Source organism: Blastococcus sp. SYSU D00669 (assembly GCF_054050715.1).
This window is the reverse complement of the sequence record NZ_JBJGZV010000004.1, coordinates 1-22,665: the sequence shown is the minus strand read 5'-3', so window position 1 is coordinate 22,665 and position 22,665 is coordinate 1. Positions and strand designations below refer to the sequence as shown.

Sequence of the window (22,665 nt, the reverse complement as noted above, 5' to 3'; positions counted from 1 at the left end):
GTCAGACCCCCGCGCGGTCGGCGGCCACCTGGGCGTAGACCTGCTCGTGCACCCGGCGCACGGCGGCGAGCTGCTCGGCCCGCCAGGCGCGGTCGGCCGGCCGCGGCGCGGGGCGGGCCAGCGCGGCGGCGACCGCGACCGTGAGCGACACCGGGTCGAAGCCGTGCCGCTCGTCGTTGCCGTAGGTGACGACGTCGGACCACTGGCCGGCGAACCAGCCGCAGCTGGGCGCGACCACACGGGTGCCGACGTCGCGGCAGATCTCCAGGTCGCGGGAGTGCGTGCCGCACCGCTCGGCCAGGACGGCGACGTGCAGCTGCTGCAGCTCGGCGGCCCACGCCGCGTCGTCCGCACCGGGCACCACCAGCTCGAGCGCTCCCTCGGCGGCCAGGCCGGAGACGCCGGGCACGGACTCGTCCGGATCGCCGGGGACGCCGAGCAGCACGCGCAGCCGCCCGCCGCCGGAGACCGCACCCGACAGCGCGGCCCGCACCACGCCGGCCGGGTCGGGCACCGCCGGCGACGGGCAGCGCAGCACCAGCCCGACGGTCCCCCGCTCGGCGCCGAGCTCCGGCACCGGCTCGGTCACCGACGGGTGGGCGACGACGATCGCCGTCCGCCCGTACCGCTCGGCGATCTCGTCGGCCGCCCCGGGGGTCAGGGTGAGGACGACCTCGGCGGTCGCCAGCAGGGCCGCGAGGTGCGCGTCGTGCCGGGTGCGCGTGGGGTGCGCCGCCTCGCGGAGCTGGTGCACCGTCAGCACCAGCGGGATGCCCAGCCGGCGCACCGTCTCCGTCCAGTGCTCCAGCGCGGCCACCGGCACGTGGCCGTAGCCGCCGTGCACGTGCAGCACGTCGACCTCGCCGGCGTGCGCGACGAGGTACCCGGCGTCCAGCCAGGGGCTCGGCTCGCCGTCCGGACCCACGCGCACGGCGCCGGGCGGCAGCACCGCCTCGACGTAGGCGTCGGCGAACGGGACGGTGGCCACCCGGAGGGCTCCGGGACGGCCTGGCGCGGACACGGGGGTGGGTTCCTCCAGCGGTCGTGCACGGCTCCGCAGGAGGCGGTGCGCTGCGACTCGGACGGGTCGACGGCCCGCGGACCTGGACCGCCGTCCGGCCCGCCTACCCGGCCGACCCTCCGCCCAATCCGGTTGCGCCCCATCGAGTAAACGTGGTCACGCCGGCGCCCGCCGCACCGCCGCCAGGTGCGCGTGCACGAGCGTGACGACGAGGGCGCCCTCGCCCACCGCCGACGCCACCCGCTTCACCGAGCCACCGCGGACGTCCCCGGCCGCGAAGACGCCCGGGGTGCTCGTCTCCAGCACCGCCGGCGGGCGCTCCAGCGGCCAGCGCGGCGCCTCCGGCGCGTCGGGCCCGGCCAGCTCGGCACCGGTGAGCAGGAAGCCCCACCGGTCGCAGGCGAGCACGCCCCGCACCCAGTCGGTGCGCGGCTCGCTGCCGATGAGGACGAAGAGGACGCCCTCCTCCTTGGTCTCCTCGCCCGTGTCGAGGTCGCGGACGACGACGCTCTCCAGGAAGTCCGTGCCGAAGCCCCCGACCACCTGCGCCCGGCCGCGGACGTCGATGTTCGGGATCGCCTCCAGCTCGCGGATGAGGTAGTCCGACATCGTCGCGGTCAGGTCGGCCCGCCGGATCAGCACGGTCACCTGCCGGGCGTACCGGGAGAGGTGCACGGCCGCCTGCCCGGCCGAGTTCCCGCCGCCGACGACGAACACGTGCCGGCCGCGCATCGCCGGGGCCTCGGCGATCGCGGCGCCGTAGAAGACGCCCCGGCCGGTCAGCTCCTCCAGCTCCGGCACGCCCAGCCGCCGCCAGCTGGCCCCGGTCGCCACGACGACGGACCGCGCGCACACCGACGTGCCGTCGTTCAGCGCGACGGTGTGCAGGTCGCCGTCGGTGGACAGGCCGGTCGCCCCGCGCATGAAGTGGAACGTCGCGCCGAAGCCCCACGCCTGCTGGTAGGCGTTGAAGGCCAGCCGGTTGCCGCTGATGCCGTCGGGGAAGCCCGCGTAGTTGCGGATGAGCGAGCTGGTGCCCGCCTGCCCGCCGACCGCCTCGGGCTCGACGACCAGCGTCGAGAGCCCCTCGGAGGCCGCGTAGACCGCGGCGCCGAGACCGGCGGGTCCGGCGCCGACGACCACGACGTCGTACACGGCCTCCGGGTCGAGCGGGGTCAGCAGGCCGAACGCCATCGCGATGTCGAGGTCGCTCGGGTCCTGCAGCACCGTGCGCTCGGGGCGGAAGCGCAGGACGACGACCGGCAGCCGCGGCTCGTCGAGCCCGAGGTCGGCCAGCATCGCCTGCCCCGCGCGGGAGTCGGCGTCGTGGAAGCCGATCGGGATCTTGTTGCGGGTGAACGTGTCGCGCAGGTGCTGCGCGCGCTCCGACCAGCGGTCGCCGATGATCCGGACCGCCTCGAACCCGCCGCCGCGCCGGTCGGCCCACTCCTCGACGAACTCGGTGACCCGGCGGTGGAACTCCTCGTCGGCCACCTGCTCGGGCGCGCTCACCCAGCGGTCGAGCTGGCCCAGCGTCATCGCCTCGAAGATGGGCCGGGCGGTCTCCCAGGCCCCCCAGCGGACCATCGCCACGGTGAGCGCCCCGGGGTGCTCGGCGTGCAGCTCGCGCAGCCGGTCCAGCCCGTCGGGGTCGGCGTCGCCGTAGCCGCCGAACAGCAGCGCCACCGGCGGGTCGTCGGCCTCCGTGAGGCCGGCACGGATCGCGGCGGCGTCCGCGCCGGCGACCACCGCGAAGTCGCGGTCGTAGCGGCGGTGCAGCTCCCGGGTCATCCGCTCGCGGATGGCCTCGTCCCGGGTGAGGACGACGACGGCCGCCTGCTGGCGGTCGCTCACGAACGGACCCGGCGCGGCTTCGGGGCGAGCCACCAGCCGGTCGCGCCGGTGGCGACGACGGCGACCGTCGTGACCGCGAAGGTCAGCGTCGGCGGGTCGTCCCAGTCCATCGTGCCGGCGAAGCGGAGCACCGCGCCGAGCACCATCACGCCGAAGACCGTGTACGCGACGGCGGCGGTGCGCAGCCGGCGCAGGTCGCCGGCGAACGCCCCGAACGCCGTGGCGAGCCCGAACGCGAGCAGCCAGGCGGCCACCACCCGGGCGGTCAGCGGGGTCAGCGTCCACGGCCACAGCCGCTCCGACGTCGAGGGCGCGACGAACAGCGCCACCCCCACGACGGTCAGCAGCAGCGACTCCGCACCCAGCGCGATCCGCAGGAAGAGCGGGACCGGGTTGCGCGGCGGCGGGTCGATCCCGCGCGCGCGCTCCTGCGGCAGGATCAGCGCCAGCATGAGCACGGGCACGACGACGTAGACGCCGAGCCAGAACCACGCGGCCGCCCGCGCGATGAACCCGCTCTCGGCGAACTCGTCGGAGAAGTGGAAGCGGTCGATGTGGACGAGCGTCGCGATCAGCGTCAGGACGACGAACACCAGGATCGTCAGGACGGCGACGCGGCTGTGCGCCCACACCGGGTCCCGCAGGGAGAGGACGACGAGCACGAACCCCGCCGCGTAGCCGGCGCCGAGGAAGGCGGCGGTGAGCGGCGGCTGGATGGTCCAGGCGAAGAAGTCCTGGGTGTTCTCGGCCATGACGTAGAGCGCGCCCACGGCAAGCGCGGTGAGCACGCTGAAGGCCACCAGCAGGGCGCGCATGCTCGGCAGGACCCGGCGGATGCGACGCGACCGGACGGGTGCAGAGGTGACGGGTTCCACGACAGCTCCCGCTCGTCGGACCCCCGTGCGGCGTTTCGGGCGGCGCCATGCAACCACCGCCCGCCCGCGCTGTCACCGGGTTTTGGAGTGACCACAGCCATCATCTCGAGGCGACACCTCAGGCGAAGTCCTCCGGCTCGAAGGCGCGCGGCTCCACCAGCACCAGCCAGTTGCCGGAGTTGTCGCGCATCACGGCCTCGACGCCGTAGGGCCGCTCGGACGGCTCCTGGAGGAACTCCACGCCCTTGGCCGACAGCTCCTCGAAGGTCGTGCGGCAGTCGTCGACGGAGAGGCCCAGCGAGCTCATCGAGCCGCGCTCGAGCGACCGGCGGACGAAGGCGGCGGCCTCCTCGTCGAGCGGCGGGCCGGGCGTCATGAGGGTGATCTCCAGCTCCGGCTGGCTGGGGTGGCTCACGGTGACCCAGCGGAAGCCCTCGCCCATGGTGATGTCGGTGCGGGGCGTGAAGCCGAGGACGTCGACGTAGAAGTCGCGCGCCGCGTCCTTGTCGAGGCAGTAGACGGTGACGAGGGAGACGTTGGTGATCATGCGGAGAACGCTAGGACGGGGCGTCGCTCCAGGGCTTCTCCGAGATTGCGCGCATGGCCGGCGCGGTGCCGCTGACCCCGCCCGGGTCGAGCACGCCGGCCATGAACAGCCAGCAGCCGGGCACGTGCGGGCCGCCGCGCGCCGCCCACCGGTCGCGGTAGGCGGTCGGGCTCTCGCCCACCAGCTCCCGGAAGCGGGTGGAGAAGGACCCGAGGCTGGCGAACCCCACACCGGTGCACACCTCGGTCACGGTGAGGTTGGCGTGCCGCAGCAGGTCCTGCGCGCGCTCGATCCGCCGACGGGTCAGGTACCGCATCGGCGTCTCGCCGTAGGTCGCCTCGAAGCACCGCACGAAGTGGTACTTCGACACCCCGGCGACGCGGGCGACGACGTCGAGGTCGAGCGGCTCCGCGTAGCAGCGGTCGATGTGGTCGCGCGCCCGGCGCAGGTGGACCAGCAGGTGCGCCCCGGGCACCCCGCTCGCCGTCACGGGTCGAGGGCAGGGGGCGGGGCGTCGCGGCCGGCCCGCGCCGCGGCGTAGGCCGGGGCCCGGAACCGCGCCATCGGCCCGTCCGGCAGCAGACCGTGCGGCGGGTGCCGCACCGCGTCGAAGCGGACGTCGGGGTCCAGCGGCGCGCGTGGCGCCGCCAGCGCCAGCCGGCCGAACAACCGCCACGGTCCCTGCCCGCGCGCCGCGGCGAGGGTGAACCGGCGGCTGCCCCCGTCGGGAAACGCGGCCAGGCGCAGCGTCCCCGCGTCGGACCGGTAGCCCATGATCGAGGTGTAGGCGGCGGCGGGGTCCCGGCGCACCGTGGGCAGCAGGCGCAGCAGCGGCGCGGTGCCCGTGGTGCTCAGCAGGAGGTCCACCGGTCCGTCCGGGATCCGGACGGCGAGGCCGAGCAGGTCCGGCAGCGCCGGCGGCAGCCCCGCACCCCGCGACAGGCGGACGACGACGCGGTCGCGGGCCGGCTCGTCGAGCCAGGGGACGCCGAACGGCTCCGTCCCGGTCCCCCGCTCGAGCTCGCCGTCGAACACCACGCCGCGCGGGTGCATGGGTTTGCCCTGCCGCCACCGCGCCAGCGCGCCGAGGGGCGCGCCGACCAACCGGCCGGCCGCCTCCGGGAGACCTGCTCGTCGCCGTCCTCCACCTGCCACGGGCGCCGCCATACCCGGCGCGACCGCGCCCACCACGTCGACCGCGGTGTGCGGCGGAAGCTGCCGAGGGGAGAGACCCGGCGTGTCGTGTCAACCGGCGAACTGTGCGCAAGCCGGGGCCGATCTTCGGGGAGATCTGCCCACGCCGGCCCGGTGACACGGAACGGTTCATCCGCTTACGTTGGGTACATGCTCTCGACGCTGCTGGTCATCGGTGGAGTGCTCGTCGGGCTGCTCGTGCTCCTCGCCGTCATCGTGGGCCTGAGCGCCCGCCCCGCCCCGCAGCGGGGCCGCACGACGGCGGAGCGCACCCCTTCCTGGGTCGTCGACGCCGGCCGGCCGCACCCCGACGCGTGGTCGCCGCTGTCCACCACCAGCACCGAGGTCCGCGCGATCCGGTGACCCCCTGAGCCCGGCGTCCCGGCGGCTGCGACGAGCGCGCCGCCGGGACAGTCCGGACGGTCCGGTCACGACCGGATCGCGTCGCGCGCAACCGACTTTCGCCGAGGGCTGCGCTCCGCCATGATTCCTGCATAGCGCGGGTCCGGAACCGTCCGGATCCGCTGGGCTCGCGCCGGGCCCCCGCACGGGAGCGCCCGGGGGGAAGCGGAGTCGGTCGTGCTCAGACGGAGGCACCCCAAGCTCCGGGCGTTGGCCCTGCTGTTCGTCGCGCTGCCGCTGGCCGGTGCGCTGATCGCCGCCGTCCTCACCCCCTGGGTGGTCGGGCCGGGCCTGGTGGCCAGCAACTCGGCGACGCTCCTCAGCCCCGAGGACTCGGGGCTCGGCGACGCGACGCCGCCCGGCAACACCGTCGTCCTGGCCGCCGACGGCTCGGTGCTCACGTACTTCTACCGGCACAACCGCACCCCCGTGCCCTCGGAGGCGATCTCGCCGCTGGTCAAGCAGGCGCTCGTCGACATCGAGGACTCCCGCTTCTACGAGCACAACGGCCTCGACGTCGAGGGCACGCTGCGGGCGCTGGTGTCGAACCTGATCGCCGGAGCCGTCCTCGAGGGCGGCTCCACGATCACCCAGCAGCTGGTCAAGCAGTCCCTGGTCGAGCAGGCGGAGACGCCGGAGGAGCGGCAGGCCGCGACCGAGCAGAGCGTCGGCCGCAAGCTGCGCGAGGCCCGGCTGGCCCTGGCGCTGGAGGAGCGCTACTCCAAGGACGAGATCCTCACCCGCTACCTCAACCTCGTGTACTTCGGGCAGGGGGCGTACGGCATCCAGGCCGCCGCGCGGCGCTACTACAGCGTGGACGCGGCGAACCTCGACGTCCTGCAGGCGGCCACGCTGGCCGGCCTGGTGCAGACACCGACGGCCGACAACCCCATCGACGACCCCGCCCGGACGCTCACCCGCCGGAACCAGGTGCTCTCGCGCATGCACGCCCTGGGCCACCTGTCCGACGCCGACCACGCCACGCTCACCGCCGCGCCGGTCACCGTGACGCCGAGCCCGCCCCCGCCGAACGGGTGCGTCGGCGCGGTGCTGGGCGGGTTCTTCTGCGACTTCCTGCAGCGCCACCTCACCGGGACCCTGGGCATCCCGCAGTCGGTGCTGGAGAACGGCGGGCTCACGATCCAGAGCACGCTGCGCCCCGACGTCCAGCGGTCCGGCGACGCCGCGGTGCTGCGGACCCAGCCGATGGGCGCGCCGCTGGCCGCGATCTTCACCTCCGTGGAGCCGGGCACCGGCCTGGTCCAGGCGATGAGCGTCAACCGCGTCTTCGGCTACGACGTCAACGACCCGGCCCAGGAGTCGGTGAACCTCAACGTGGCGGCCAGCCAGGGCGCCGGTTCCACCTACAAGGTGTTCGTGGCGGCCGCGGCCCTCGAGCGCGGGTTCCCGCCGTGGCACACGATCACGACCCCCGACCCCTACACGTCGACGGTCTACAAGAACGGCCGCGACCCGTACACCGTGCAGAACGCCGGCAACTACCCCCCGACGCTGAGCATGGTCGAGGCGCTGATCCGCTCCTCCAACACCTACTTCGTCGCGCTCGAGGACCAGCTCGGCAGCGTCGAGGGGCCGGTCCGGGCGGCGCAGCGGATGGGGCTGTTCTCGCTCGACCCGGTCGCCGACCAGGTGGTCGCCGAGAACCGCGGCTCGTTCACCCTGGGCGCGGAGGCCACCAGCCCGCTCGCCCTGGCCAGCGCGTACTCCACGCTCGCGGCGAACGGCACGCAGTGCGACCCCATCCCGGTCACGCAGATCCTCGACCCGGCCGGGCAGCCGTTCCGGCTCACCGCGGACGGCCCGCCGGTCGACACCGGCATCCGCTGCGTCGTCGGGGCCATCCCGCCGGCGGTCGCGACCACCCTCAACGCGATCCTGGTGGGCGACACCGCGCTGCCGATCGGCACGGGCACCCGGGCGCGCATCCCGGGGCACGACGTCGCCGGCAAGACGGGCACCAGCCAGAACCGGTTCTCCATCGCCTTCATCGGCTACACCCCGCGCTACACCGCCAGCGTCATGGTGCTCAACCCGAAGCAGAACCAGGACGTCGGCACCTACGGCGGCGGGTACGCCGCGCAGATCTGGCGCGACGCGATGGGTCCGGTCATCACGGCCGGGCCGTACGTGCCCTTCCCGCCGCCGGGCATCCCGCTGGCGCCGCCGCAACCCCAGCCGCAGCCGCAGCCGCAGCAGGGCCCGCCGCAGGGTGGGTTCCGCCCCGGCGGGTGACCCTCAGCCGGTGACCAGCTCGGCCGCGCGCTCCCCCACCGCGACCGCCGTGGCCGCCGGCCCGCGGGCGGGCACCCAGGGCAGCACCGACGTGTCCACGACCCGGAGGCCCTCGACGCCGCGGACGCGCAGCCGCTGGTCGACCACCGCGCCGGGATCGCCCTCCGGGCCCATCCGCGCGGTGCCGCACAGGTGCACCGCCGAGCCGAGCGACGCACCGATCCACCGGTCCAGCGCGGCGTCGTCGGCGAGCGCCGCGTCGTCGGGCCCGCCGCGCGCGGCGACGAGGGTGGCGAGCGCCGCCGTCCGCAGCAGCTCGGCGGCCAGCCGCACGCCGTCCCGCAGCCTGCGGCGGTCGGCCTCGGCGGCGAGGTAGCGCTGCTCGACGACGGGGTCGGCCGCGGGGTCGCGCGGGTCGAGCCGGAGCCGGCCGCGGCTCTCCGGGCGCTGCAGTGCCACCCGGACGACGAGCTCGCCCGCCGAGGGGTCGAGGCCCGCCGCGGCGAACGACGCCAGCCACGGCTGCAGCTCCACGTCGCCGGTGTTCAGCGCGCCGTGCAGCGGCGCCGCGGCCGGGACGGGTCGGGACGGCGTCCAGGGCAGGTAGACGTCCGGGTGGTCGGAGCTGCCGGTGCCCACGCCGGGCAGGTCGGCGACGACGGGCAGGCCGGCCCGCCGCAGGTCGTCGGCCGGGCCGATGCCCGACAGGAGCAGCAGGTGCGGCGTGGCGACGGCGCCGGCGCTGAGCACCACCTCGGCGGCCCGCACCACGCCGTCGTCGGTGCGCACGCCGACCGCCCGCCCGCGCTCGACGACGACGCCGCGCACCGCCACCCCGGCGCGCACCGTGAGCCCTGGCAGGTCTCGCCGCGGCGCCAGGTACGCCAGCGCGGCGCTCACCCGGACGCCGTCGGCCACGTTCACCGGGATCGGCCCGTAGCCCGGCCCGCCGTCGGCGTTCTTGTCCGGCTCCGCGGGGAACCCCAGCTCGTCGGCCGCGGCGGCGAAGGCGTCGGCGAGCGGGGCGGGCGCCGGCCGGCGCACCGGCACCGGCCCGTCGGCGCCGTGGCCCGGTCGGTCGCCGAAGTCCGCGTCGGCCTCCAGCCGGCGGAACGCGGGCAGGACGGCGTCGGCCGACCACAGCTCGTTGCCGGCCGCGGCCCAGCCGTCGAGGTCGGCGCGCGGCGCCCGCACGAAGTAGCCGCCGTTGACCGCGCTGGACCCGCCGACGACCCGGCCGCGCGGCACGCGGACGGTCCGCTCCGGGGTGAGGACGGCGGTGACCTGCCGGTTGGCGGGGTGGCCCGGCGCCGCGGCGCGCAATGTCGACGCGTCCCGGACGTCGGGGGCGTCGGCGGGCCCCGCCTCGAGGAGCAGCACCCGGCGGCCCGCGTCGGCCAGCCGCGCGGCGAACGGGCAGCCCGCCGAGCCGGCGCCCACGACCACGACGTCCCAGTCGCCGGTCACAGCCCCAGCCGCTCCGGCAGGTCGAGCCGGCGCACCTTCCCGCTCGACGTGCGCGGCAGCTCGGCGACCGGGTGCAGCTCCTTGGGCCGCTTCGCCGGGGCCAGCCGCTCCCGCGCCCAGGCGCGCAGCTCGTCGGGATCGGCGTCCCCGACGTAGGCGGCGACCACCCGCTGCCCCCACTGCTCGTCGGGCACCCCGACGACCGCGCTCTCCACGACGCCGGGGTGCGCGTCGAGCACCGCCTCGACCTCGGCGGGGTAGACGTTGACGCCGCCGGAGATGACGAGGTCCTCGCGGCAGCCGTCGAGCCAGACCAGGCCGTCGTCATCGACCCGGCCGAGGTCGCCCACGGTGACCTCGTCGCCGCGCCAGGCGGCGGCGGTCTTCCCCGGGGCCCGCCAGTACTCGAAGCGTGCCCACCGGGGCACCCGGCACCACAGCTGGCCGCGCTCGTCGGCGCGCAGCGCCCGGCCGGGGCGGGCCCGGCCGACCGTGCCGGGCGCCGCGAGCCAGAGGTCGGCCGGGCAGACGGTGAACTGGGCCTCGGTGGAGCCGTAGAACTCGGTGACGCTGCCGCGCGGCGCCGCGGCCAGCAGCGCCCGCTTGACCGGCTCGGGGCAGGGCGCGCCGGCGTGCGCCACGAGCCGGAACGACGACCAGGAGACCTCCAGCGCGAGCAGCCGCTGCAGGTGGGTCGGCACGCAGAAGACGGTGGTCGGCCGGTGCTCCTCGACCGCCCGCGCGGCGCGGCCGGCGTCGAACGGCCCGGGCAGGACGACGTCGCCGCCGGCCAGCAGGGTGTGCGCGGCGAAGCGGAGCGGGGCGGAGTGGTGCAGCGGGCTGAGCACCAGGTGCCGGTCGGCGGCGTCGAAGCCCCACAGGTCGGTCTCCTCGGCGGCCAGCGCGCGGGCGTCGCCCTCGGCCAGCACCCCCGACCAGACGCCCTTGCGCCGGCCGGTGGTGCCGGAGGTGTAGTGCATCGGCCGGGCCAGGGGGACGTCGGCCAGCTCTGTCTCGTCGGCGCCGAGCAGCCGCTCCGGGGCGTCGCCGACGTCGAGCGCGGCGTCGGCGTCCTCGGCCAGCGCCGCGCGCTCGGCGGCCGGCAGCCCCGGGTCCAGCACGACCGGGACCACGCCGGTGCGCAGCGCGCCCAGCACCACGGCGAGCAGGGCGGGGGACGCGACCGCGCCGACCAGCAGCCGGTCGCCGGGCCGCAGCCCCGCGGCGGCCAGCGCGGCCGCGGCCCGGCGCTGGTCGCGCAGGCTCTCCGCCGCAGTCACGACGACGGTCATGCCAGGCGGACGGCCCCGCCGTCGGCGTCCTCGACCCGTCCCTCGGACCGGAGCTTGCCCAGCGCGGCCCGGGTCGACTGCGCGGCGGCCGGCCACACCTCGTGCGGGTAGGCGGCGTAGATGGTCTCGACGAGCTCGTCGACGGTGCGCGGCCCGCCGGCGAGGGCGGCGACGATCTGCTCCTCTCGGTAGCGCCGGTGGGCGAGGTAGAAGTCCAGCACCGCGCCGGGGTCCTCGGTCAGCTCCGGCCCGTGCCCGCAGTAGAGGGCGCTCGGCCCGAGGTCGTGGACCCGCCGCAGCGACTCGAGGTACGCGACGACGTCCCCCTCGGGGTGGGTGACCACCGACGTGCCGCGACCCAGCACGTGGTCGCCGACCAGCACGGCGCCCGACTCCAGGCGGAAGGCCAGGTGGTCGGCGGTGTGCCCGGGGGTCGGGACGACGCCGACGGTGGTGCCGGCCAGGGCCAGCCGCTCCCCCGCCGCCAGCACCCGCCCACCTGGCCCGGCGACGTCGGGGCTGCCCGCCGCCACCGGCGCGCCGAAGTGCCGGCCCCAGGGCAGGGCGGCCTCGGCGTGGTCGCCGTGGTGGTGGGTGACGAGGACGGCGACGCAGCGGGCGTCGCGCGCGGCGAGCGCCGCCTCGACGGCGGCCAGGTGCGCCGGGTCGTCGGGGCCGGGGTCGACCAGCACCGCCTGCCCGCTGCCGGGCGCCCCGACGACGTAGGTGTTGGTGCCGTCGAGGGTCATCCCCGACGGGTTGGGCGCCAGCACCCGCGTGACCAGCGGCTCCAGGTCGGCCGTGCGGGGCATGGCCCCCGGTGCGGGCAGGGCCCATGTGGCTCGTGGGTCGGACGGGGGTTCCACGCCGCGCACGCTAGCCGTGCGCGCTCTCGGGCGTCCGACCGGCGGTTAGCCTGCCCGCATGCGCCGAACCCTGACCCTGTGCCGCACCGCGCTCGTCGGAGCCGCCGCCGTCGCGCTCCTGACCGCGTGCGGCGGGGGCGACAGCGAGGACTCCGCCGCCTCGTCCAGCTCGTCCGAGACCACCAGCTCCAGCGCCGCGGAGAGCAGCAGCGGGGCCCCGGAGGCCGACAGCGAGTTCTGCCAGCAGGCGGGCTCGTTCCTCGAGCAGATCCAGGGCGCCGACCTCAACACCGAGGACCCGACCGCGATCGGTGACCTGCTCACCTCGGCCGCCCAGCAGATGCGCGCCATCGAGGCGCCCGGCGAGATCGCCGGCGACTGGACCGCGCTCGCCGACGCCATCGAGCAGCTGGGCACCGCCTACAACACGACCGACTTCAGCGACCCCGAGCAGGCAACCGCGTTCTCGCAGACCGCCGCCCAGCTCGAGAGCCAGCTGACCACCGCGTCGACCAACGTCGAGACCTACCTGTCCGACCAGTGCGGCATCTCGACCGGCGACACCGCCTCCCCGACCAGCTGACCTCCCGCTCGACGCCCGCGGCCCGTTCCCTCCCACGCGAGGGGCGGGCCGCGGTCGTCTCAGCAGCCGCTGATCGCGACGCCGCGGGCGCGCAGCCAGGGCGCCGGGTTGACCGCGCCGCTGTACATGGCGCCGTTCGGGTGCACCTCGAAGTGCAGGTGCGGCCCGGTGGACTGGCCGCGGTTGCCGACCTCGGCGATCTGCTCGCCGGCGGAGACGCGTTCGCCCGCGCGGACGAAGTAGCGGTTGACGTGGCCGTACACGGTGACGGCGCCGTCGTCGCCGAGGATGTAGACGGCCAGGCCGAAGCCGGTGGCCGAGCCGGCCCGCTGCACCACGCCGGAGGTGGCCGCGTAGATCGGGGTGCCGATCGGGGCGGCGATGTCCATGCCGTTGTGCTGCGTGCCCCAGCGGGCGCCGAAGCAGCTGGAGGTGCGCCCGGCGGCGGGCAGCACGTAGTCCGAGTCGCTCGGCGTCTGGTTCGCCGCCTGGTGGGCGGCCTGCTGCTGCGCGGCCCGGGCGGCGGCCTCCTCGGCCGCCTTCTGCGCGACCCACTGGTCGTAGGCGTTGCGCGCGCCCTGCAGCTCGAGCAGGTGGATCTGCGCCGCCTGCAGCTGCTGCTCCAGGGCCGCCTTCTGGGCGGCGATCTGGTCGTAGGCGGACTGCTGGGCGGCCAGCTGGGCGTCGGCGGTGGCCTTGGCGGCCTCCGCCTGCTGCTCGGCGGCGGCCACCTGGTCGCGCGTCGCGCGGGCGAGGGACTCGGCGTTGGCCTGCTGGATGCGGGCGGCCTGCAGCACCTCGAGGGCGTCGAGCTGGTTGTCGGCGACCCACTCGAGCATCGCCGCGCGCTGGACCAGCTCGGCCGGGCCGGCGGAGTCGAGCAGGACCGCCGCGCTGCTCAGCGTGTGCCCGTCGATGTAGCTGTTGCGGGAGAAGTCGGCGATCCGGCCCTCCGCGGCCGCGACCGCCTGCTCGGCGACCGCGAGCTCGGCGGCGGTGCGCTCGGCCTCCGCCTGCGCGATCTGCAGGGCCTCGACGGCGGCCTCGTAGGCGGCGCCGGCCGCCTCGGCCTGGACGGCGTAGCGCTCGAGCTCCCCCTCGGCCGCGGCCACCTCCGCGGCGATGCGGCCCACCTCCGCGGCGGCGGCCTGCTGCTGCACGGCCGCGTCGCTGATCTGGCTGTCGGAGGGGTTGGGCGGGGGCGCGGGCACGGCGACCGCCGTCCCCGCGGACGCGAGGACGACGGCACCGGTCAGCGCGCCGACCAGCGCGGTCCGGAGCGCACCGAGGCGCTGCACCATGGCAAGGCTCCCTGGGGAAGAGGGAAAGTTGAGCCCCGGAACCGTCCCCCGATCACCCCGTGTCGCATGTGCAACACGCGGCGCGTGGGACACGCTGGCGCACAACCGTTACGGGAGCCATCGGCAGATAACGAATCGTGCTTGAGCGACTTCTCGGCACGAGTCGGCCGACCGCCGGTGCTCCGTCGCGATCGAGCACGGGGAGGCGCTCTCAGCCGCGGGGCGGTCGCTCCAGCTCGTGCGCCAGCTCCTCCAGCTCGGCCCCGCCGGCCATGAGCCGGGTGACCTCCTCCTGGGTGATCTCGCCCTTCGCGAAGTCGCCCAGGCTGCGGCCGCGGCCGAGCAGCAGGAACCGGTCGCCCACCGGGAACGCGTGGTGCGGGTTGTGGGTGATGAAGACGACGCCGACGCCGCGGTCGCGGGCCTGGGCGATGTAGCGCAGCACCACACCGGCCTGCCGGACGCCGAGGGCCGACGTCGGCTCGTCGAGGATCAGCACCCGCGCGCCGAAGTGCACCGCCCGGGCGATCGCCACCGACTGCCGCTCGCCGCCGGACAGCGTGCCCACGGGCTGGTCGGGGTCGCGGATGTCGATGCCCATCTCGCCCAGCGCCTGCCGGGTGACACGGCGGGCCTCGGCCGAGTCGAACCGCCGGAACGGTCCCCACCCGCGGGTGGGCTCGTGGCCGAGGAAGAAGTTCCGCCAGACCGCCATCAGCGGGATCATCGCCAGGTCCTGGTAGACGGTGGCGATGCCGGCGTCGAGGGCCTCCCGCGGCGCCGCCCACTCCACCGGCGTCCCGTCGAGCAGCAGCTCCCCCGAGTCGGGCCGGTGCACGCCCGACAGGATCTTGATCAGCGTCGACTTCCCCGCGCCGTTGTCGCCGAGCACGCAGGTCACCTCGCCGGCCCGCACGCTCGTGCTGATGCCGTCGAGGGCGATCACGGTGCCGAACCGCTTGCCGACGTCGCGCAGCTCGACCAGCGGGTGTCCGCCGGTCACCGCCGGGCCGCCTCGGCGTAGCGGCGCACCAGCCGGTTGGCCAGGACGGCGAGCAGCAGCATCGCGCCGAGGAAGAAGTAGAACCAGTCGGCGTCCCAGCGCAGGTAGACGATCCCCAGCTGGGTCATGCCGAAGATCAGCGCACCCAGCGAGGCGCCGACCGCCGACCCGAAGCCACCGGTGAGCAGGCAGCCGCCGATGACCGCCGCCACGATGTAGATGAGCTCGTTGCCGATGCCGGTGTTGGCCTGCACCGAGGTCAGCCGGACGGCCAGCGTCGTCCCGACGAACCAGGCGGCGAACGCCGTCGTCATGAACAGCGTGATCGTCGTCCGCCGGGCGGGGACGCCGACGTTGCGGGCGGCGACCTCGTCGCCGCCGGTGGCGAACACCCAGTTGCCGAACCGCGTGCGCAGCAGCACCCAGGTGGCCACCGCGGTGAAGACCAGCCACCACAGGATCGCGATGCGGAACTCCGAGCCGACGAACGTCACCCGCGAGGCGAAGACGGCCTCCGCCGAGCCGTGGCCGGCGGCGCTGCCGAGGCCCGCGGCGGTGACCGTGCCGGTGAAGAACTTGGTCAGGCCGAGGTTCAGGCCCTGCAGCATCAGGAAGCTGCCCAGCGTGATGATGAAGCTGGGCAGGCCGGTGCGGGTGACCAGCCAACCGTTGAGGAAGCCGATCGCCAGGGCCACGACCAGCGCGACCGCGATGGCCACCCAGATGTTCTGCTCGAACTCGACCGCGACGATGCCGACCGTCAGCGCCGTCGTGCCGGTGAGGACGCCGGCCGAGAGGTCGAAGTGGCCGCCGATCATCAGCAGCGCGACCGCGACGGCCATGATGCCGAGCGTCGACGCCGGGTCCAGCCAGTTGGCCACCCCCGCCACCGAGCGGAACACCGACGACTGCGCGGCGAAGAAGGTGAAGACCAGCACGGCGCCGATCAGCGCGCCGAGCTCGGGCTTGACCAGCAGCTTGCGCAGCGGGCCGACGGCGGCCAGCCGCTCGTCGGCCCGCTGCGCCGCAGGGGCCTCCGCCGAGGTGCTCAGCGGGTGCCCTCCGAGGCCAGGTCGGCGATCGCGTCGACGTTGTCGGCGTCCACGATGCCCGGGCCGGTGAGCACCGGCTGCCCGCCGCCGACGGTGTTCAGGTTCTCCGCGTAGAGCTTGAGCATCACGACCGGCAGGTACCCCTGCTCGTACTGCTGCTGGTCCACGGCGAAGGAGATCGTGCCGTCCTGGATGCCGGTGATGACGTCCTGGTTGAGGTCGAAGGTGGCGACCGACGCCTGCGACCCGGCGTCGCCGATGGCGGCCACGGCCACGGCGGCCACGGCGGAGTTCAGCGTGAGGACGGCGTCGACGTCGGGGTTGCTCTGCAGCTCCGAGGTGATCGTGGACTGCGCGCCCTGCAGGTCGTTGATGTCCACCTGCAGCGGGGTGACCTCCGAGCCGAGGCCCTGCGAGGCGCCGTCGCAGCGCTGCTCCAGGCCGATGTTGCCGGCCTCGTGCAGGACGCAGAGGACCGTGGTCGCGCCGTCCTCGGCCAGCCGCTGACCGGCGCCCTGGCCGGCGATCGTCTCGTCCTGGCCGACGTGGCCGATCGCGCCGAACTCGGCGGAGCGGTCGCCGCCGGAGTTGATCGTGACGACCGGGATGCCGGCGTCGACGGCGGCCTCGATCGAGTCCTGCAGCGCATCGGGGTTGGCCATCGAGACGACGATGCCGTCGACGTCCTGGTTGACCGCCGCGTCGATGAGCTGGGACTGGCGCTGCGGGTCGCCGTCGCTCTGGTAGTCGACGCCGACGCCGAGGTCCTCCCCCGCCTGCTCGGCGCCGTTCTGGACGACGTCCCAGAAGGCGTCGCCGGCCGAGCCGTGGGTGATGACGGCGAAGCTGAGGTCGCTCGAGCCGCCCTCGTCCCCGCCCCCGTCGCCACCACCGCCGTCGGCCGAGCAGGCGGCGAGCACCAGCGGTGCGGCCAGGGTGAGCGCGAGCAGACGCCTGCGTCGGTCCATCGTGCGTACCTCCGATCCACGGGCCGACGCCACCTCCGCCGTCGTCCCGGCCTGGAGATCATGCCCTTTCCGCGACGGAGCGGCCCCCTGCAGGGTCCCATCGCGAGCCTGCGAGTGATCGGGGGCAGGGGCTCCTTCTACGCTCGGTGCGTGGACGTTCTCGGCTCCGGCCACGAGCAGGTCGTGTTCTGCTCCGACCCCGCCTCGGGCCTGCGGGCGATCATCGCGGTCTACTCGACGGCGCTCGGTCCGGCGCTCGGCGGCACGCGGTTCTACCCCTACCCGAGCGAGGAGGCGGCGCTGGCCGACGTCCTCGCGCTGTCGACGGCGATGGCCTACAAGAACAGCCTCGCCGGCCTCGACCTCGGCGGCGGCAAGGCCGTCATCATCGGCGATCCGCGCACCGACAAGACCGAGGCGCTGCTGCGGGCGTACGGCCGGTTCGTCGAGGCGCTCGGCGGGCGCTACCTGACCGCCTGCGACGTCGGCACCTACAACGCCGACCTCGACGTGGTGGCCCGCGAGACCCGGTTCGCGCACGGCCGCTCCGAGGCCTACGGCGGCTGCGGCGACTCGTCGGTGCTCACCGCGTACGGCGTCTACCTCGGCATGCGCGCCGCCGCGCAGCACCGCTGGGGCGACCCCTCGCTGGCCGGGCGCACCGTCGCCGTGGCCGGTGCCGGCAAGGTCGGCTCGCACCTCGTCGGCCACCTGGTCGAGGACGGCGCCGACGTCCTCGTCACCGACGTCGACCCGGCCGCGGTGGAGCGGGTGCAGGCGCGGTTCCCGCAGGTGAAGTCGGTCCCCGACACGGCGACGCTGGTGCGCACCGCCCACGACGTCTACTCGCCCAACGCACTCGGCGGCGCCCTCGACGACGCGACCGTCGACGTGCTGCCCGCGCAGATCGTCTGCGGCGGCGCCAACAACCAGCTGGCCACGCCGGGGATCGCCGACCGGCTGGTCGAGCGCGGGATCCTCTACGCCCCCGACTACCTGGTGAACGCCGGCGGCGTCATCCAGGTGGAGGACGAGCGCCACGGCTTCTCGTTCGCCCGGGCCCAGGCCAAGGCCAGCGGCATCTTCGACGTCGCCCTCCGGGTCTTCCGGACCGCCGACGAGCAGGGCGTGTCCCCCGCCGTCGCCGCCGACCGGCTGGCCGAGGAGCGGATGCGCTCGGTGGGCCGCCTGACGACGATCCGGCTGCCCTAGGCGCGAGGGGCGACGGCCGGCGCCGCCGCCGCGTAGAGCGCCGCCAGCCCGGCGCTGAGCGCGGCAGCCCGGCCGTAGCGCGGGGAGCGCACGAAGGCCAGCATGCTCGCCGCGTGCACGGCCTCGACGACGGCGGCGGCCCGGACCGTGCCGCGGGTGGGCGCCGCCAGCACCGCGGCGTGCTGCAGCACCAGCCGCGCGCCCAGGGCGCGCACCACCCACCGCCGCGCGGCCGGGAACTCCGGCGCCACGGCGTCGACCACCGTTCCCGGCCGGACCAGCAGCGACGCGCCCCAGGCCCCACCGACCGCGGCGAGGGCGCGGGTGGTGGAGCGCCGCCGGACCGCGGTTCGAACGTCCTCCGTCGTCACGCCGTCCATCCGACCACACCGGGCCGCGGACGCCCGCTGAGTGAGGTCCATCGCCTCTTCCTCCGTCCGAGGGGGAGGACCCGTGCTCCCGACGCATCCGTGTCGTAAGCTCGGTCCAGACACAGTCACTCAGTCGGGGTCGCCAAGCGGGCCGTTCCAGCCGCTGGCTGGGCTCCCGTACTCCGTAACGAGGGGGTCGAGCCGATGGGGCGCGGCCGAGCGAAGGCCAAGCAGACACGCGTGGCCCGTGAGCTCAAGTACAGCTCACCGAACACCGACCTCTCCGCTCTCCAGCGAGAGCTCGCAGGTCAGCCGTCGACGTACCCGGCGCACCGGGCCACGACCGACGACGAGGACGACGACGAGTACGCCGACCGTTGGGCCACCGAGGACGACGAGGACGACGACTGGGCGGCCAGTCGCTGATCGTCGGCGTCTGCGCCGCGTGACCACCACGACACCGCCACCCTCCGGGTGCGCGGTGTCGTCGTGTGGGGTCGTTAGCGGTAGCTGCCGACCAGGTGGGTGGCCTCGTCGCGGCGCTCGACGGCGCCGGCGACCCAGGCCGGCACGCCGCGACCGGTGAGCGAGCTCACGGCGCGGTCGGCGTCGGCGGCGCGGACGACGGCGACCATGCCGACGCCGCAGTTGAACGCGCGCTCCGACTCCGCCCGCGGCACGCCGTGCTCCTCCAGCAGGCGCACCGCCGCCGGCAGCGCCCACGTGCCGCGGTCGAGCACGGCCGCCAGCCCCGCGGGGACGACGCGGGCGGTGTTGCCGGCCAGCCCGCCGCCGGTGATGTGCGCGAAGGCGTGCACGCCCTCGACGCCGAGCTCCTCGACCAGCGCCAGGCAGTCGCGGGCGTAGATCCGGGTCGGCTCGAGCAGCACGTCGCCGAGCGGGCGGTCCAGGCCGTGCGGCGCGGCGAGGTCCAGGCCGGCGGTGGCGACGACCTTGCGCACCAGCGAGTAGCCGTTGGAGTGGAAGCCGCTCGACGCCATCGCGACGACGGCGTCACCCTCGCGCACCCGCTCGGGGCCGAGCACCCCGTCGGCCTCGACCACGCCCACCGCGGTCGCCGCGAGGTCGTAGTCGTCGGCGGCCATGAGGTCGCCGTGCTCGGCGGTCTCGCCGCCCACCAGCGCCGCCCCGGCCTGCGTGCAGCCCGCGGCGATGCCGGTGACGATCGCCGCGATCCGCTCCGGGACCACGCGGCCGCAGGCGACGTAGTCCTGCAGGAACAGCGGCTCGGCGCCGCAGGCGACGAGGTCGTCGACGACCATCGCGACCAGGTCGATGCCGACGGTGTCGTGCCGGTCCAGCTGCCGGGCGAGCGCGATCTTGGTGCCCACGCCGTCGGTGGACGACGCCAGCAGCGGCGCGCGGTACTTCTGCGTGTCCAGCGCGAACAGGCCGGCGAAGCCGCCGAGCCCGCCCACGACCTCGGGCCGGTTGGTCTTCTCCACCGCCGCGCGCATCAGCGTCACGGCCCGCTCGCCGGCGTCGATGTCGACGCCGGACGCCGCGTAGGTGAACTCGCTCATGGACGGCTGAGGGCGTCCTCGGCGCCGCCCGGCACCGTGGCGCTGCCGGCCTGCAGGCCGGTCCAGCCGGTGACCGACCGGCGCTCGTCGAGGGGCAGCGGCAGCTGGCCGCGGCCCTCGAGCACGTGCTTGCCCAGGACCCCGCTGTCACCCAGCGAGATCGGGTAGCGGCCGGAGAAGCAGGCGGTGCAGAGGCGGCTGGCCGGCTGCTCGGTGGCGGCGATGAGGCCCTGCTCGGAGACGTAGCCCAGCGAGTCGGCGTTGATCGACGCCCGGACGCCGTCGACGTCGAGCCCGTTGGCGATCAGCTCGGCCCGGCTGGCGAAGTCGATGCCGTAGAAGCAGGGCCACTTGACCGGCGGCGAGGAGATGCGGACGTGCACCTCGACGGCGCCCGCCTCGCGCAGCATGCGGATCAGCGCCCGCTGGGTGTTGCCGCGCACGATCGAGTCGTCGACGACGACCAGCCGCTTCCCGCGGATGACGTCGCGCAGCGGGTTGAGCTTGAGCCGGATGCCCAGCTGCCGGATGGTCTGCGACGGCTGGATGAACGTGCGGCCGACGTAGGAGTTCTTGACCAGGCCGAGCCCGTACGGGATGCCGCTGGCCTCGGCGTAGCCGACCGCGGCCGGGGTGCCCGACTCGGGCACCGGGATGACGAGGTCGGCGTCGGCCGGGTGCTCCTTGGCCAGCCGCCGGCCGATCTCCACCCGGGCGGCGTGCACGCCGCGGCCGCCGATGGTGGTGTCCGGCCGGGCCAGGTACACGTACTCGAAGACGCAGCCCTTGGGCTCGGCCGCGGCGAAGTGCTGGCTGCGCAGGCCGTTCTCGTCGATGGCGATGAGCTCGCCGGGCTCCACCTCGCGGACCACCGAGGCACCCACGATGTCGAGCGCGGCCGTCTCGCTGGCCACCACCCAGCCCCGCTCCAGCCGGCCGAGCACCAGCGGACGCACGCCCTGCGGGTCCCGGGCGGCGTACAGGGTGTCCTCGTCCATGAAGGTGAGGCTGAACGCACCGCGCAGCTGCGGCAGCACGCGCATGGCCGCCTCCTCGACCGACAGGTCGGGGTGCGCGGCGATCAGCGAGGTGACCAGGTCGGAGTCGGTGGTGGCGCTGAACACGCCGGCCACGCCGGCGTCCGCGGCCTGCACGGCCAGCTCCGCGGTGTTCACCAGGTTGCCGTTGTGGCACAGCGCCAGACCGGTGCCGGCCTCCGTCGTCCGGAAGGTCGGCTGCGCGTTCTCCCAGGTGGAGGCGCCGGTGGTCGAGTACCGGGTGTGTCCGACGGCGATGTGGCCCTTCAGGCTGCCCAGGGTCGGCTCGTCGAAGACCTGGCTGACCAGCCCGAGGTCCTTGTAGACGACGACCGAGGAGCCGTCGGACACCGCGATGCCCGCCGCCTCCTGACCGCGGTGCTGGAGGGCGTACAGACCGAAGTAGGTCAGCTTGGCGACCTCCTCCCCCGGCGCCCAGACCCCGAAGACGCCGCAGGCGTCCTGAGGACCGGGGGACTGGGGATCGAGGTCGTGCGTCAGCCGTCCATCACCGCGAGGCACACCCCTACGGTACCGGCGCCCCCGACGGTGCCCGCGCCCCGTGAGGTGACCGTGACCACTGTGCTGGCGTGTCCGGGCGGATCGGTGCACGTGTCGGGGAGCACCCGACCGGTCGGGCGCGGGAACCGCGGCACGGGCGGGCGCGTTGTTCCCCGTCATCTGGTGGGAGGAGGAGCCGATGGCGACCGACCGGCCCGATCCGAACGACTTCCTCGAACTGGCGCACCGCATGCTGCGCGAGTTGTTCGGCGAGTTGCGGGGCGCCGATCCGCGCAGCGGTGAGGAGCCGTGGGCGGAGGTGACCCGCCGCCCGCTCGAGTCCTCCGCGCGAGAGCGTCACCGGGAGCCCACCGCCCAGGAGCAGCGCGAGAACCTCACGTTCGCGCTCGCGACGCGCGCCGTCGAGGCGCTCGAGGACGTCGCGCTCAACCTCGCGGCGATCCGCCAGCGGCTCGAACGCATGGGCGGTGAGGCGCCGGGAGTGCAGGAGACCGAGGAACGGGCCCCGGACGCGGAAGGGCGGTGACCCGCCTCGGCGGGCGCAGGCCGGTGCTGCCCGGCGGGTGACGGATGCACGTCAGCGGCCCCCTCGCGGCTCGGGAGAGGGCCACTGACGTGCATGTCGCTCGACGGGACGTCAGCCGACGGTGCGCAGCTCCGCGGTGATCGTCGTGTCGTCGCCGTGCCCGGTGTGGACGACGGTGTCGCCGTGCAGCGTCAGCAGCTTGGCCCGGATCGAGTTGAGGATCGTGGGGTGGTCGCTGAAGCTGCGCCCGGTCGCGCCGGGGCCGCCGTGGAACAGCGTGTCGCCGGTGAAGACCGCGGTGAGGTCGGGCGCGTGCAGGCAGGTGCTGCCGGGCGAGTGGCCGGGGGTGTGCAGCGCGGTCAGCGTGGTGCCGGCCACCCGGAACGCCGTCCCCTCGCCGAGCGCCTGGTCGGGCTCGACGCCGGCGTGGACCATGTCCCACAGCATCCGGTCGGCGGGATGGAACCAGATCGGGGCGCCGGTGGCCTCGCGCAGCGCCGGGGCGGCGGTGATGTGGTCGTTGTGCCCGTGGGTGAGCACGATCGCCGTCACCCTCCGCCCGCCGACGGCCTCGACGATCGGTGCGGCGTCGTGCGGGGCGTCGATGACGAGCACCTCGTCGTCGTCCCCGACCAGCCAGACGTTGTTGTCGACGTCGAAGTCCTGCCCGTCGAGGCTGAACACCCCGCTGACGACGGCCTTCTCGATGCGCGCGGTGCTCATCGCGCGACTCCGGACTCGTTCCGCTCCACGCTCGTTCCTCGCTGCGATGCTC

At 75.1% G+C, this 22,665-nt stretch carries 23 protein-coding genes; 6 read left to right on the top strand and 17 right to left on the bottom strand.

Annotated features, from left to right (window positions below; all coding sequences use genetic code 11):
* Nucleotide 1 precedes the first annotated feature (1 nt).
* The 6 genes from ACI8AF_RS04535 to ACI8AF_RS04510 all read right to left on the bottom strand — a co-directional run bounded on the left by ACI8AF_RS04535 (nt 2) and on the right by ACI8AF_RS04510 (nt 5,452).
* Entirely contained in the window at nt 2-988 is a 987-nt protein-coding gene (locus ACI8AF_RS04535) for a glycosyltransferase (protein ID WP_456538480.1), read from the bottom strand.
* A 189-nt stretch (nt 989-1,177) separates the two neighbouring features.
* Nucleotides 1,178-2,875 (bottom strand): NAD(P)/FAD-dependent oxidoreductase, encoded by a 1,698-nt coding sequence (locus tag ACI8AF_RS04530; RefSeq protein WP_456538479.1) that lies wholly within the window; start codon nt 2,873-2,875, stop codon nt 1,178-1,180.
* Nucleotides 2,872-3,690 carry a hypothetical protein gene (locus tag ACI8AF_RS04525; RefSeq protein ID WP_456538478.1) on the bottom strand — a complete coding sequence of 273 codons (819 nt, stop codon included), beginning with the start codon at nt 3,688-3,690 and terminating at the stop codon, nt 2,872-2,874. The genes ACI8AF_RS04530 and ACI8AF_RS04525 overlap by 4 nt, the downstream gene beginning before the upstream one ends.
* Nucleotides 3,691-3,868: 178 nt before the next feature.
* Entirely contained in the window at nt 3,869-4,297 is a 429-nt protein-coding gene (locus ACI8AF_RS04520) for a VOC family protein (protein WP_456538477.1), read from the bottom strand.
* Nucleotides 4,298-4,307: 10 nt separating this feature from the next.
* Complete coding sequence (locus ACI8AF_RS04515) at nt 4,308-4,787, bottom strand: helix-turn-helix transcriptional regulator (RefSeq protein WP_456538476.1); 480 nt, start codon at nt 4,785-4,787, stop codon at nt 4,308-4,310.
* Nucleotides 4,784-5,452, bottom strand: a complete 669-nt coding sequence (locus ACI8AF_RS04510) for a phosphodiesterase (RefSeq protein WP_456538475.1) — start codon at nt 5,450-5,452, stop codon at nt 4,784-4,786. Before ACI8AF_RS04510 ends, ACI8AF_RS04515 begins: the two co-directional genes overlap by 4 nt.
* A gap of 189 nt (nt 5,453-5,641) precedes the next feature.
* On the opposite strand from ACI8AF_RS04510, the gene ACI8AF_RS04505 reads away from it, so the two are divergent.
* Together ACI8AF_RS04505 and ACI8AF_RS04500 are read left to right on the top strand one after the other, a co-directional pair.
* Nucleotides 5,642-5,854, top strand: coding sequence for a hypothetical protein (locus tag ACI8AF_RS04505; RefSeq protein WP_456538474.1), 213 nt, complete (start codon nt 5,642-5,644; stop codon nt 5,852-5,854).
* 216 nt (nt 5,855-6,070) lie between these two features.
* Nucleotides 6,071-8,146, top strand: coding sequence for a transglycosylase domain-containing protein (locus tag ACI8AF_RS04500; protein ID WP_456538473.1), 2,076 nt, complete (start codon nt 6,071-6,073; stop codon nt 8,144-8,146).
* 3 nt (nt 8,147-8,149) lie between these two features.
* On the opposite strand, the gene mftG is transcribed toward ACI8AF_RS04500, so the two are convergent.
* From mftG to ACI8AF_RS04485, 3 genes are read right to left on the bottom strand one after another with little or no spacing between them, the layout of a single operon-like run.
* Nucleotides 8,150-9,613, bottom strand: a complete 1,464-nt coding sequence (gene mftG, locus ACI8AF_RS04495) for a mycofactocin dehydrogenase MftG (protein WP_456538472.1) — start codon at nt 9,611-9,613, stop codon at nt 8,150-8,152.
* Nucleotides 9,610-10,905: a class I adenylate-forming enzyme family protein gene (locus ACI8AF_RS04490; protein WP_456538471.1), complete on the bottom strand. Its 1,296-nt coding sequence runs from the start codon at nt 10,903-10,905 to the stop codon at nt 9,610-9,612. The genes mftG and ACI8AF_RS04490 overlap by 4 nt, the downstream gene beginning before the upstream one ends.
* The gene (locus ACI8AF_RS04485) at nt 10,902-11,717 is read right to left on the bottom strand and encodes an MBL fold metallo-hydrolase (protein ID WP_456538470.1); all 816 of its coding nucleotides are present in this window, start codon (nt 11,715-11,717) and stop codon (nt 10,902-10,904) included. The genes ACI8AF_RS04490 and ACI8AF_RS04485 overlap by 4 nt, the downstream gene beginning before the upstream one ends.
* 112 nt (nt 11,718-11,829) lie before the next feature.
* Here ACI8AF_RS04485 and ACI8AF_RS04480 point away from each other — a divergent pair, with 112 nt between their 5' ends.
* A complete protein-coding gene (locus ACI8AF_RS04480; RefSeq protein WP_456538469.1) occupies nt 11,830-12,354 on the top strand; it encodes a hypothetical protein in 525 nt (174 codons plus the stop codon).
* A 59-nt stretch (nt 12,355-12,413) separates the two neighbouring features.
* Here ACI8AF_RS04480 and ACI8AF_RS04475 read toward each other — a convergent pair whose 3' ends face one another.
* The 4 genes from ACI8AF_RS04475 to ACI8AF_RS04460 form a co-directional block, all read right to left on the bottom strand.
* A complete protein-coding gene (locus ACI8AF_RS04475; RefSeq protein WP_456538468.1) occupies nt 12,414-13,655 on the bottom strand; it encodes a M23 family metallopeptidase in 1,242 nt (413 codons plus the stop codon).
* A gap of 211 nt (nt 13,656-13,866) precedes the next feature.
* Nucleotides 13,867-14,658: an ATP-binding cassette domain-containing protein gene (locus ACI8AF_RS04470; protein WP_456538467.1), complete on the bottom strand. Its 792-nt coding sequence runs from the start codon at nt 14,656-14,658 to the stop codon at nt 13,867-13,869.
* A complete protein-coding gene (locus ACI8AF_RS04465; RefSeq protein WP_456538466.1) occupies nt 14,655-15,596 on the bottom strand; it encodes an ABC transporter permease in 942 nt (313 codons plus the stop codon). The genes ACI8AF_RS04470 and ACI8AF_RS04465 overlap by 4 nt, the downstream gene beginning before the upstream one ends.
* Nucleotides 15,597-15,706: 110 nt before the next feature.
* A complete protein-coding gene (locus tag ACI8AF_RS04460) occupies nt 15,707-16,678 on the bottom strand; it encodes a sugar ABC transporter substrate-binding protein (RefSeq protein WP_456538465.1) in 972 nt (323 codons plus the stop codon).
* Between the two features lie 150 nt (nt 16,679-16,828).
* Here ACI8AF_RS04460 and ACI8AF_RS04455 point away from each other — a divergent pair, with 150 nt between their 5' ends.
* Nucleotides 16,829-17,890, top strand: a complete 1,062-nt coding sequence (locus ACI8AF_RS04455; RefSeq protein ID WP_456538464.1) for a Glu/Leu/Phe/Val family dehydrogenase — start codon at nt 16,829-16,831, stop codon at nt 17,888-17,890.
* Here the strand turns inward: ACI8AF_RS04455 and ACI8AF_RS04450 are convergent.
* The gene (locus ACI8AF_RS04450; protein ID WP_456538463.1) at nt 17,887-18,261 is read right to left on the bottom strand and encodes a hypothetical protein; all 375 of its coding nucleotides are present in this window, start codon (nt 18,259-18,261) and stop codon (nt 17,887-17,889) included. The genes ACI8AF_RS04455 and ACI8AF_RS04450 overlap by 4 nt on opposite strands.
* A gap of 204 nt (nt 18,262-18,465) precedes the next feature.
* Here ACI8AF_RS04450 and ACI8AF_RS04445 point away from each other — a divergent pair, with 204 nt between their 5' ends.
* A complete protein-coding gene (locus ACI8AF_RS04445; RefSeq protein ID WP_456538462.1) occupies nt 18,466-18,687 on the top strand; it encodes a DUF3073 domain-containing protein in 222 nt (73 codons plus the stop codon).
* A 74-nt stretch (nt 18,688-18,761) separates the two neighbouring features.
* On the opposite strand, the gene purM is transcribed toward ACI8AF_RS04445, so the two are convergent.
* Together purM and purF are read right to left on the bottom strand one after the other, a co-directional pair.
* A complete protein-coding gene (gene purM / locus ACI8AF_RS04440) occupies nt 18,762-19,805 on the bottom strand; it encodes a phosphoribosylformylglycinamidine cyclo-ligase (RefSeq protein WP_456538461.1) in 1,044 nt (347 codons plus the stop codon).
* Entirely contained in the window at nt 19,802-21,364 is a 1,563-nt protein-coding gene (gene purF, locus ACI8AF_RS04435) for an amidophosphoribosyltransferase (RefSeq protein WP_456538460.1), read from the bottom strand. The genes purM and purF overlap by 4 nt, the downstream gene beginning before the upstream one ends.
* A 178-nt stretch (nt 21,365-21,542) precedes the next feature.
* On the opposite strand from purF, the gene ACI8AF_RS04430 reads away from it, so the two are divergent.
* Nucleotides 21,543-21,890 carry a hypothetical protein gene (locus tag ACI8AF_RS04430; RefSeq protein ID WP_456538459.1) on the top strand — a complete coding sequence of 116 codons (348 nt, stop codon included), beginning with the start codon at nt 21,543-21,545 and terminating at the stop codon, nt 21,888-21,890.
* A 111-nt stretch (nt 21,891-22,001) separates the two neighbouring features.
* On the opposite strand, the gene ACI8AF_RS04425 is transcribed toward ACI8AF_RS04430, so the two are convergent.
* Entirely contained in the window at nt 22,002-22,613 is a 612-nt protein-coding gene (locus ACI8AF_RS04425) for an MBL fold metallo-hydrolase (protein WP_456538458.1), read from the bottom strand.
* Nucleotides 22,614-22,665: the final 52 nt, after the last annotated feature.